Below are 11118 nucleotides of genomic sequence, written 5' to 3' on the forward strand. Positions count from 1 at the left end.
TTTAAGCCATGCCGCTATGTCTGAGCAAAGCATCAACAGAGGGTGCACGACCACGAAAAGCAATAAAAGATTCCATAGCGGGTCTAGAGCCGCCCTTTGATAAAAACTCATCTTGAAACTTTTGGCCAGCATTGCTCGACAAGACACCTTCTTCTTCGAATAAACTAAAAGCATCAGAAGCTAAGACTTCTGCCCATTTATAACTGTAATATCCTGCTGCATAACCGCCAGCGAAAATATGAGAAAAGCTATTAGGAAATCGATTCCAGGTTGGAGGCCTTACAACGGCCACTTCGTCCCGAATATTTTCGAGCAGTTTTAAGGGGTTAATTTTATTCTGATCGTTATATTGAGTGTGCAATCTTATGTCGAATAAAGAAAACTCAATTTGTCTTAAAGTTTGCATGCCTGATTGAAAATTTTTTGCTTCAATCATTTTATTAAACAAAGCTTCAGGTAAGGGGTTCTTATTATCAACATGCTCGGTCATGTGCTTTACTACATCCCATTCCCAGCAAAAGTTCTCCATAAATTGGCTGGGCAATTCAACAGCATCCCATTCAACACCCTTAATTCCTGAAATACTATACTCATCCACTTTGGTTAGCATATGATGAAGGCCATGACCGAATTCATGGAAAAGAGTAATGACATCATCATGAGAAAATAAAGCCGGTTTATTTTCAGAAGGGGATGAAAAATTACATGTTAAGAAAGCGACTGGAAGTGATGACTCGAGTGTGTTTTTATATCGCGATATAGCTTCATCCATCCACGCTCCGCCTCGTTTATGGTTCCGTGCATATAAATCAAAATAAAATTGGCCAATTAATTCATTATCTTCATTTTTGATCGAATAAAAGCTTACATCTTTATGCCAAGTAGGCGTTTCTGTTTTAATAATTTTCAATTTAAAGATCGTTTCAACGACTTTAAATAAACCTTTTAAAACGCGATGCTCAGGAAAGTATTGTTTCACTTCATTTTCTGAAAAGCTATATTTGGCTTGGCGAAGCTTTTCAGATAGATAAGCAACGTCCCAGGCTTCCATTTTTTCTATATTTAACTTTTTGGAAAAAGCATTAAGCTCTTCCATGTCCTTAAGAGCAAAAGGTTTTGCTTTATGAGCTAAATCCATGAGAAAACTTTCAATCTCTTCATGTGATTTCGCCATTTTCGTGACAAGTGACATTTCCGTAAAATGCTTGAACCCAAGTAATTTTGCTGATTCATAACGAAGCGCTAATATTTCTTCGATGAGCATTGTATTATCAAACTTAGAAGATGAAAGCTCAGATGCACGAGTAGCATAGCCGCGATAAAGCTTCTCTCGCAAATTTCTATCCTCCGCATATTGCATCACTGGTAAATAAGATGGGAAGTGGAGCGTAAATTTATAACCTTCTTTTTTGTCTTCAATAGCTTCACTTCGAGCTTTTTTAACATTTTCTTCAGGAATACCTTGAAGATCATCAGCATCAATCACAAAAATAGAAAATTCATTGGTTGCATCCAAAATGTTTTCTTCAAACTGAGTTGAGAGTTTTGCAAGTTTTTCTTGAATAACCTTAAATCGCGCTTTCTCTAATTCATTAAGTTCTGCACCACCTAATTTAAATTCGCGTAAAACGTTATCAATAATGCGCTTTTGTGATGATGTAAGTGATTTAAATACTTCACCCGCCTTAAGCGACTGATATTTTTTATAAAGCGTTTCATCTTGAGAAAGATTTGTATAGAACTCAGTAAGCTTTGTAAGATTATCGTTGTAAGCTTTTCTTAAGTCATCTGAATTAACAACTGCATTAAGATGCTCAATTTGACCCCATGCTCTTGAAATTTTTTCACTGATCATTTCAATAGGCTCTACAAAATTCTCCCATGAAATAGACCCGCTCATTTCTTTGAGCGAAATAATTAAGCTATTCGCTTCCTTGAGGATATTCTCAATAGCTGGTGAAACATGTTCAGGCTTAATTTGATTGAAGAGAGGGAGGCTTTGGCGGTATAAGATAGGATTAGTCATCATTTTTTAAAAAAAGTTATTTATTAGGATTGATTAATCTTCTTGAGTAAAGTTTCAATTTTATCGACTTCGTTTAAGTTAAGCAGTCTTAGAACAGAAGATTTAATGTTTTTGATCGAGCTATTTAAAACCTTTTCTTTCACGCTGAGGATATGAGAGGGATGCATTGAGAGTTGCTCAACACCCATACCGATCAATAATTTGGTCAGTTTGGGTTCTCCTGCCATTTCGCCACAAACAGCGATAGATTTTTTATATTTATGTGCAGACTTTATAGTAAGTGCAATCAATTTTAGTACAGCAGGATGAAGAGGGTTGTATAGATGCGAAACTGCATCATCTGTCCGATCAATCGCAAGTGCATATTGAATTAAGTCATTTGTCCCAATAGATAAAAAATCCAGTTCTTGAGCAAAAATATCTGCACTAATTGCGGCTGCTGGTATTTCAATCATGCCTCCAATAAGAATCTTTTCATTAAACTTTACTTTATCTTTTCTTAAGCTAGCTTTTGCCCTTTCTAAAAGAAGTTTGGTTTGGCGAAGCTCACTGATACTACTTAACATAGGGAAAAGAATTTTAATATTTCCAAATTGAGAGGCTCTTAAAATGGCGCGAAGTTGGGTCATGAAAATTTTGGGTTCGGACAAGCACAATCGAATAGCCCTCAATCCCAATGCCGGATTAGGGCTAATTTTTTTATTATTTAATGCTGTTTGTTTGTCAGCACCCGAATCTAAAGTGCGAATAGTGACAGGCCTTTTACCCATTGCTTCAGCTACTTTTTTGTAGGCCTGGAATTGCTCTTCTTCATCTGGCATATCTTGTCTATTCATAAATAAGAACTCTGTTCTAAATAGACCGACTCCAGTAGCTCCTGAAGCATTCACTGAGATAATGTCGTTTGGAACTTCAATATTTGCAAAGAGATGAATTAAGGCCCCATCTTTTGTAATTGATTTTTTCGTCTTAATACGCTGAAGCTTTTCTTGTTCGTCACTCCATGAATCTTGGAGTGATTTATAGTACTTTTGAATTTCTAGTGTTGGATTAACAATCACCACACCTTGAGAGCCATCAACGATGATTAAATCATTATCACGTATTAAAGTCCTGGCATTTTGCAATGCCACAATGGAGGGTATATTCAAACTTCTTGATAAAATCGCAGTATGGGAAGTTACACCGCCGCCATCTGTAACAAAGGCTGCGTATTTATGGTTTTTAAAGTGCAGTGCATCCGCCGGTGAAATGTCATGTGCAACTAAAATTGTTAATTTTTCTTTATTTTTTGCAGCAATTTGGTTTGAGTGGCCTAAAAGTATTTTAATAACTCTTTCAACTACCTGTATAACATCTTGCTTTCTTTCCCTTAAATATTGATCTTCAATTTGATCAAATTGATTTACCACACTATCCATTTGTTTCTTAATGGCCCATTCTGCATTACATTTTTCGTTTTCAATAATAGATTTCGGCAAAGAAGACAATGACTTATCGTTTAGTATCATTAAGTGTGTATCAATAAAAGCACTTAACTCTTTTGGTGAATCTGAAGGTAGTTGAGATTTGATTTTATTAAGTTCAACTCTTACAGCAGCAATAGCATCTTCAAATCTTTTGACTTCAAGCGGAATATTTTTGATTTCAATATCATATTGAACAACTTCAAGGAGCGCATTTGAAATTAAATGTGCTCTGCCTATAGCAATGCCATTTGAAACCCCGATACCATGAATGCTAAATGGGGCCATATTACTTTATTCTCCCTCGCCGAAAAAATCGTTGATGAGAGCAGAAAGAGAATTTAGAGCTTCTATTTCATCTATACCTTCTGTCGTAATAATCACAATTGAGCCTTGGCTAGCTGCAAGCATCATGACCCCCATAATACTTTTTGCATTCACTTTTTTTTCATTTTTTTCAATCCATATATCTGACTTAAATTGATTGGCTATCTGGGTTAGTTTTGCAGAGGCTCTTGCATGCAAACCAAGTTTGTTGATGATTTTAATAGAAAGTGTTAGCACGATTGATTGCCTTGAATATGAATGATGCCATCTTGAGCGCCCTGAATCGCTTTTGAAATAAGAGAGTCAAAAGGCTCATTGCGATAATTAATAGTGCGGATTAGCATAGATAAATTAACCCCTGCAATTGCACTCACTTTTCCTGGTTTAATTATTTTAGTAATAATGTTGCAAGGGGTTGCCCCAAATATATCTGTCAAAATTAAAACACCATCACCCTGGTCTAAGAGATTAATTCTTTCAGATATTTGTCTAAACATACTTTCATGTGTGCAATCATTTTCGATTGAGAGAGATTCTAAAAATAACGGCTTATCCCCAAGGACATGTGTTGCACATTCAATGAGAGATTTTCCGAGTTCCCCGTGCGTGATAAGAAGTATACTGATCATAGGTATTTTAATGGTTAATATCTCTGTGACGAATAATCACTTGAGATTTTGGGTTCGAGAAGTTGGTAAATAATTTATTCGCAATATAAACAGAGCGATGTTTGCCACCAGTGCATCCAATAGCTATATTTAGAGAATGTCTTTGGTCTGTTTTGAAAGCGTTGAGCCATTCATTTATGAAATTATTAATATCGTGAAACATCTTATCAACCTCTTTGTAGTTTTCAAAGAAATCTACAACAGGCTTATCTATGCCCGTTAAGTTTTTTAGATTTGACTCATAGTGTGGGTTTGGAAGACAACGCACATCAAAGATAAAATCCGCATCAAGTGGGATACCAAATTTGTATCCGAATGAACTAAATTGTAAAGCCAAGTGATCTTCTTTTAGCTGAGTCAATTCACTCAACGTCTTTTTCAATATATTGGCTGACATATTACTTGTATCAATTTTGTATCCAATTTCAGCCAAAGGTGCGAGCATGGAGCGCTCTTTTTCTATAGTTTCATCAAGAGATAGCTTTTCATTTGCTAGCGGATGTCTGCGTCTCGTTTCACCAAAACGCCTTACTATAGACTCTGTTGATGATTCCAAATAAATAAGCTTTGTTTTAATTGATAAAGACTCAATTTCTTTGATAACAAAAGGTAATTTTTCAATGTCAATACTTCTAATATCAACGCTAATAGCAACTTTATCCTGATGCTCATGATTAAGATGTTGAGAAATACTAGACAAAAGTGTGACGGGCAAATTGTCAATACAGTAAAAGCCATTATCTTCGAGCGCATTTAGGGCAATGCTTTTGCCTGAGCCTGATAATCCTGAAATAATAATGACTTCCATAATTAATGATCTAAACTTAATTGAAGATTAAGTTTTTGTGAAAAAATCTCTGTTGTATTTGATCCTTTATTCAGCAATATATAGTTTTTAACTGCAGTTTCAATTAAAAGACTTATATGTCTTGTTTGATTTACAGGAAGCTCAATCTTAGGAATGGTAATATCAAAAAGCTTATAAGTGTTTATATTCATTGCCAGTCTCGGATAGACATTTTTTTTTTGGAATGATTTCAATTCAATTACTAAAAAAAGTTTTTCTTTTTTTATGACACTTCTATCACCGAATAATTTTTTAATATCAAGTATGCCTAAGTTGCGCACCTCCATTATATTTTTAAGGAGTGATGGCGCTTGGCCTATGAGTGTATTTTTGTCTTGTTTATAAAATGTAACACTATCATCAGCAATAAGTTTGTTGCCTCTATCAATTAAATTTAGTGCTACCTCGCTTTTACCAATACCTGATTTTCCAATAATTAGAATACCCTTACCTTTAATTTCAACAAAAACACCATGTACATGTTTTGTAATTTCAGGGGGTTTAGATTTTGATAGAGCTAAATTAAAAAATTTCGATAAATACATTATTCGATCGGCTGATGTTTTAAGCCACCTTCTACTCGGTGGTGGTCTTTATGTAGTTCTTTATATTTAATGACTTGACGATCTAATTTATCCGATAGTAAATCAATGGCATTGTACATATTTTCGCCTCTGCACTCGGCATGAATATCACTCTTTGGCAGATGAATGGTAGCCTCTGCAATATGCTCTAGTTTATTAACTGTGAGTGTGACCTTTGCATCAATGACATGATCAAAATGATGAAAAATTTTAGCTAATTTAGTCTCAATATATTCCTTTAATGACGGAGTTATTTCTAAATGATGGCCGGTTAAATGAATATTCATGTTATTTCCTTAAGGTTAGTGTTATAAAATTTTTCTAAGGTTGGTTGGAGCAATATTTAGTATTTCTCTATATTTTGCAACAGTTCTGCGGGCGATATTAATATCCTGACTCTTTAATAATAAAACAATCTCGTTATCTGAAAGTGGTTTTTTGGGATCTTCTTGTTTAATAACTTCTTTAATTTTAGCCCTAATTGCTGTAGATGCAAGTTCATTACCTGAGGTATTATCAATTGAACTTCCAAAGAAGAATTTGAGCTCATAAATACCTCGAGGTGTATTAATATATTTATTTGATGTCACTCTTGAAATCGTGGATTCATGAAGACCAACTTCTTCAGCAATCTCTCTTAAAATAAGAGGCTTCATCATTGATTCACCATAGTCTAAAAAATCTTTTTGATGTTTCATGATGGCTTCTGAAACCTTAAGAATTGTCACAAAGCGCTGTTGTATATTTTTAACAATCCATTTTGCTTCTTGTATTTGATTAGATAAATGATGGGTTGAATCAACTTCTGAATTTTTCATTAAGTCTCGATAAATATGATTTAAGCGGAGCTTTGGAATTGCTTGTTCGTTTAATGAAACTTGCCATTTAGCCTTTACTTTTTTTACATTAACTTCATGTTGAATGAAGTGATGACTTTCAATAGTGGAAAATATATTTCCAGGCTTTGGATTGAGACTTTTAATCACTTTTTGAACTTCTCTGAGTGACTCATCTTCACAGCCCAATATTTTTTTAAGCCTAACAAAGTCACGAGCTGCTAGAAGATTGAGATGATTCTTAATAACTTTAATAGAAAGTATATGAATCGGAGTTTCCTCTTTACTTTCAAGCTGAAGCGTCAAGCATTCAATCAGATCTCTTGCGCCAATTCCAGGAGGCGCTTGTTTTTGAAGTAATTTCAGTAAAGATTCTATTTCTTCAATGTTTACTTCATACTCCTTTGGAATGCTTGCTAAAAAGTAATCAAGGGACTCCTCTAAATAACCGTCTTCATTGATTGAATCTATTAGAAGAGAAATAATTGCTTGATCTTTTTCACTAATTGGAAGTAAGTGAAAAATATCTTCAAGGTATTGTTTTAGAGTTTGTGCCGCAGACTCTCGATAATCATTTGAATCGGCATAATTATTATCTTTTGCATATTCGTCATCCCAATTAATTTCGTGCTCATAAATCGGCTCTTGGATTTCTTGATCGTTTAAAATTTCGAATGAAGTTTCTTCCTGAGGAATTCCTACAATATCTTTACCATCTTCCTCGTCTTCCTCAAGCATTTCAATTAAAGGGTTCTGCTGAATAAGAATTTCAAGTTCTTGATTAAGCTCTACCGATGACATCTGAAGAAGCTTAATAGACTGTTGGAGTTGAGGGGTAAGCGATAGGTGCTGGGACGCTTTAAATTGAAGATTTTGTTTCATCGCTTAAATAGCGCTAATCTAAATAGTTATAGATAAAAGTCCTTACCCAAATAAACGTCTTTGACATTTTGATCGTTAACAAGAGTTTTAGGTAGGCCAGATGCGAGAATTTTCCCTTGATTTACAATATACGCGCGATCACAAATGCCTAAAGTTTCACGAACATTATGATCTGTAATAAGAATCCCAATTTGTTGTTCGGCAAGATATTTAATGATTTTTTGAATATCAATGACCGCAATTGGATCAATACCTGCAAAAGGTTCATCCAATAGAATAAATGTGGGATCAGAAGCAAGGCATCTAGCAATTTCAACGCGACGTCTTTCGCCCCCAGAAAGGCTAATTGCAGGACTATTTCTAATATGACCAATACCTAATTCTTGCAAAAGCTCTTCAAGCCTTACATTCATTTTTTCACGCGTTAACTCTTGTAATTCTAAAATGGCTAAAATATTTTCAGCCACTGTCATTTTTCTAAAGATCGAAGGCTCTTGAGGAAGGTAAGAAAGACCTAATTTTGCACGACTATGAATGGGCATTTTGGATATATTTGCACCATCGAGCGAGATGCGTCCTCGATCAGTCGGGATTAGTCCTACGATCATATAAAAACTTGTTGTTTTCCCAGCGCCATTGGGACCCAGCAATCCTACAATTTCACCACTTTTGATAGTTAAAGACACATCTTGAACGACAGTTCTTTTTTTAAAAGCTTTTTTAAGGTTTTCAATGACTAATTCACTCATAGCGACTTGTTATTCCTGTATTTTTTTCTTGGGCTGAATAATTGCACGCGTTCTGCCACCCGGCACAGTCTCGCCTGCTTTATTTTTAGTATTACCTGACATTGCTTTTGCAAATTCAGCATTTGCGTCATACATGATGTAATCACCTTGAACGACATCCCCACCTTTTTTTACCCACGCTTTGCTATATAAATGAATTTTGTCCATACGGCCATCATATTCAATTCTCTGGGCGCTTCCTTCAATATATTCATTTTTACCTTCTTGTTTTTGTTTAAAAGTTGTGGGGTTGCCGACACTTGTACTATGTTGAAAGCCTTGATTGTCTTCTCGGATGGTAAGTTCATCAGCTTTAATAAGAAGTGTACCTTGTGTCAAAATGACATTGCCAGAATATACACTTTTATTCTTTGACTCATCAGATGTCATTGAGTCAGATTCAAGCTCGATAGGCTTATCTCGGTCCGCCTTTTCTGCAAAAACGTAAGACGAGCTGATACTGATGATGCATAAACTAGTAAAGATAATTTTCAGTGACAATGGTTTTAAAAAAGATAAGCGCATTATTTTTTTAGATTCTTATTTTGAATAATTGGATGAACGTTTAAATTTGTTTTTTTAACAGGCTTTTCATAATGCACACGAACTTTGCCTAACAACGTCATTATTCCATTTTTTTTGTCATAATTCATGCCAATTGCATTAACGACTGTTTTGGGGTCTTGAGTAATACGAACAGGCCTTTTTGTAAATGCTTGGTCTTTATTTGGCAATACAGTCAATTGATCTGTAAAAAGCTCCATTTTTGGTTTTGTTTCAGTTTCGAGGCGAATCACTTTTACATTATCAATAATTTGCACTTCTTCGCCGTTGGTCGAAACAAGACCAATTCCACCTTCAATTTTTGAGCTAGGCAGATTATTTTTATATCTAATAAAAAGAGGTTTTTTAAGCCGCGTCGTATCATCTTGAGCAAAATGCATCATTTCATTTGCAGATAAAATGAAATGAATAGAACCATTTGATTCGGTTTGTATTGTTTTGAAATTTGTTAAAAAATAATCGGGGCTATTACTTAGTTTATTTCCTCTTTTTTCACTTTCATTTTCAACAGAAACTTGAACCCAGTAAGATATAAAAGCTAAGATTGCAGCAAAAAAAATAGGAAATAAAACAGAGAAGCGATTGATCATTTAAAGTAAGGTGCAACGATTTCATCATAAGTGCCTTGAGCCTTCATAATAAAATCACAAGCCTCACGAACGGCGCCATAGCCAGCAATCTTTTCTGTAACAAGATGCGCAATTTTTTTAACTTCAGCGTGACCTGCAGGAACAGTAATAGCCAAACCTGATTGCAACATAGGAGGTAAATCTACAATGTCATCCCCCATAAATGCACATTCTTCAGGTTTTAATCCTGCCTTTTGAACGAGGTCAGTAAACGCTGCTTTTTTATCTGCAATGCCTTGGTAAAAGTAATCTACCTCTAAATTTTCAGCACGAATAAGGACGCTATTTGAATTCCGGCCGGTAATAATTGCAAGCTTAACCCCACTTTTTTTAAGTAATCGCATGCCTAAACCATCTTGAGTATTGAACATTTTATATTCTTGACCGTCATCCCCAATAAATAGAGAACCATCCGTCATAACACCATCAACATCAAAAATAACAAGTTTGATTTTTTTTGCACGCTCTTTTAGGGTTGAATCCATTAAATGACTTTCGCTTTAAAGAGATCATGCATATTAAAAGCCCCTACTAATTTATTCTCTCTGTTAACTACAAGAATGCCATTAATTTTATTGAGGTCCATTAAGTTGATTGCATCAATAATGATTTGATCATCAAATATTGTCTTAGGGTTTTTGTTCATGATTTCTTTAATAGGCTGTTTTTCATAATCTACTTTTTTAGAAAGCTGCCTTCTTAAATCGCCGTCAGTAAATATACCTATGGGTTCGGATTGAGCATTTACAATCGCTGTAAAGCCTAAACCCTTAAGGGATATCTCAAGTATCGCATCAGAAAGTAATGCATCTTCTTTGATTGAAGGCGCTTTATCGACCTCTCTCATAATATCTTTTACCCGAACAACTTGTCTTTTGCCTAAACTGCCACCTGGATGTGATCGCGCAAAATCTTCAGCGGTAAACGCTCTTTGATCAAGAACACAAATTGCTAAAGCATCTCCTAATGCAAGGGATGCTGTGGAGCTAGCTGTGGGAGAAAGCCCTAAAGGACAAGCTTCTTGAGACACATGAGCGCTTAAATGAATTTCGGATTCCCTAGCAAGCTCAGAATCAGTATTGCCTGTAATTGAAATAATTTTTGCACCGATTCTTTTAATGACAGGCAGGATAGATAAAAGCTCATCACTTTTACCAGAATTTGATAGAAAAATAACTACATCATTAGATGTAATCATCCCTAAATCACCATGGCTAGCCTCTGCAGGATGCATAAAGAAGCTTGGCGTCCCTGTGCTTGCGAAAGTAGAAGCTAGTTTTCTTCCGATATGCCCCGATTTGCCCATTCCACTCACCACAACTCTGCCATCGCAATGTAAAATGAGCTGAACCGCGTTGACGAAATGATCATCAAGTCTATTCGCTAAAGATAAGATTTCTTGTGCTTCAATTTCAAGAACTTGGCGAGCGCGTTCAAGAGTATTTTTGGATGATGTCTTAGTCATAATGACATTGTAGAGGGTAATAGATACTCGTGTAAA

Annotated in this window: 13 protein-coding genes; all 13 read right to left on the reverse strand. The window is 35.2% G+C overall.

Going from position 1 to position 11118, the window contains the following annotated elements; genetic code table 11:
- Position 1: 1 nt before the first annotated feature.
- From FIT70_RS00610 to FIT70_RS00670, 13 genes are read right to left on the reverse strand one after another with little or no spacing between them, the layout of a single operon-like run.
- Positions 2–2026: a M3 family metallopeptidase gene (locus FIT70_RS00610; protein ID WP_189340879.1), complete on the reverse strand. Its 2025-nt coding sequence runs from the start codon at positions 2024–2026 to the stop codon at positions 2–4.
- Positions 2027–2049: 23 nt separating this feature from the next.
- Positions 2050–3780 carry a phosphoenolpyruvate--protein phosphotransferase gene (ptsP, locus tag FIT70_RS00615; RefSeq protein ID WP_139884170.1) on the reverse strand — a complete coding sequence of 577 codons (1731 nt, stop codon included), beginning with the start codon at positions 3778–3780 and terminating at the stop codon, positions 2050–2052.
- A gap of 6 nt (positions 3781–3786) precedes the next feature.
- Positions 3787–4056, reverse strand: coding sequence for an HPr family phosphocarrier protein (locus FIT70_RS00620; protein WP_139869949.1), 270 nt, complete (start codon positions 4054–4056; stop codon positions 3787–3789).
- Positions 4050–4448, reverse strand: a complete 399-nt coding sequence (locus FIT70_RS00625) for a PTS sugar transporter subunit IIA (RefSeq protein ID WP_139874149.1) — start codon at positions 4446–4448, stop codon at positions 4050–4052. The genes FIT70_RS00620 and FIT70_RS00625 overlap by 7 nt, the downstream gene beginning before the upstream one ends.
- 7 nt (positions 4449–4455) lie before the next feature.
- Positions 4456–5295 carry an RNase adapter RapZ gene (gene rapZ, locus FIT70_RS00630; RefSeq protein WP_139874150.1) on the reverse strand — a complete coding sequence of 280 codons (840 nt, stop codon included), beginning with the start codon at positions 5293–5295 and terminating at the stop codon, positions 4456–4458.
- Between the two features lie 2 nt (positions 5296–5297).
- A complete protein-coding gene (locus FIT70_RS00635) occupies positions 5298–5879 on the reverse strand; it encodes a hypothetical protein (protein ID WP_139874151.1) in 582 nt (193 codons plus the stop codon).
- Entirely contained in the window at positions 5879–6205 is a 327-nt protein-coding gene (gene hpf / locus FIT70_RS00640) for a ribosome hibernation-promoting factor, HPF/YfiA family (RefSeq protein ID WP_139930308.1), read from the reverse strand. Before hpf ends, FIT70_RS00635 begins: the two co-directional genes overlap by 1 nt.
- Positions 6206–6226: 21 nt before the next feature.
- Positions 6227–7636, reverse strand: a complete 1410-nt coding sequence (rpoN, locus tag FIT70_RS00645) for an RNA polymerase factor sigma-54 (RefSeq protein WP_139874153.1) — start codon at positions 7634–7636, stop codon at positions 6227–6229.
- A gap of 26 nt (positions 7637–7662) precedes the next feature.
- On the reverse strand, positions 7663–8385 hold the full coding sequence (lptB, locus tag FIT70_RS00650; protein WP_139874154.1) for an LPS export ABC transporter ATP-binding protein: 723 nt from the start codon (positions 8383–8385) through the stop codon (positions 7663–7665).
- A 9-nt stretch (positions 8386–8394) separates the two neighbouring features.
- Positions 8395–8949 (reverse strand): lipopolysaccharide transport periplasmic protein LptA, encoded by a 555-nt coding sequence (gene lptA / locus FIT70_RS00655; RefSeq protein WP_139874155.1) that lies wholly within the window; start codon positions 8947–8949, stop codon positions 8395–8397.
- Positions 8949–9578, reverse strand: coding sequence for an LPS export ABC transporter periplasmic protein LptC (gene lptC / locus FIT70_RS00660; protein ID WP_139930310.1), 630 nt, complete (start codon positions 9576–9578; stop codon positions 8949–8951). Before lptC ends, lptA begins: the two co-directional genes overlap by 1 nt.
- Entirely contained in the window at positions 9575–10102 is a 528-nt protein-coding gene (locus tag FIT70_RS00665) for a KdsC family phosphatase (protein ID WP_139930312.1), read from the reverse strand. The genes lptC and FIT70_RS00665 overlap by 4 nt, the downstream gene beginning before the upstream one ends.
- Positions 10102–11082: a KpsF/GutQ family sugar-phosphate isomerase gene (locus tag FIT70_RS00670; RefSeq protein WP_139869959.1), complete on the reverse strand. Its 981-nt coding sequence runs from the start codon at positions 11080–11082 to the stop codon at positions 10102–10104. The genes FIT70_RS00665 and FIT70_RS00670 overlap by 1 nt, the downstream gene beginning before the upstream one ends.
- Positions 11083–11118: the final 36 nt, after the last annotated feature.

This window comes from Candidatus Methylopumilus universalis (assembly GCF_006364435.1).
GTDB lineage: Bacteria > Pseudomonadota > Gammaproteobacteria > Burkholderiales > Methylophilaceae > Methylopumilus > Methylopumilus universalis.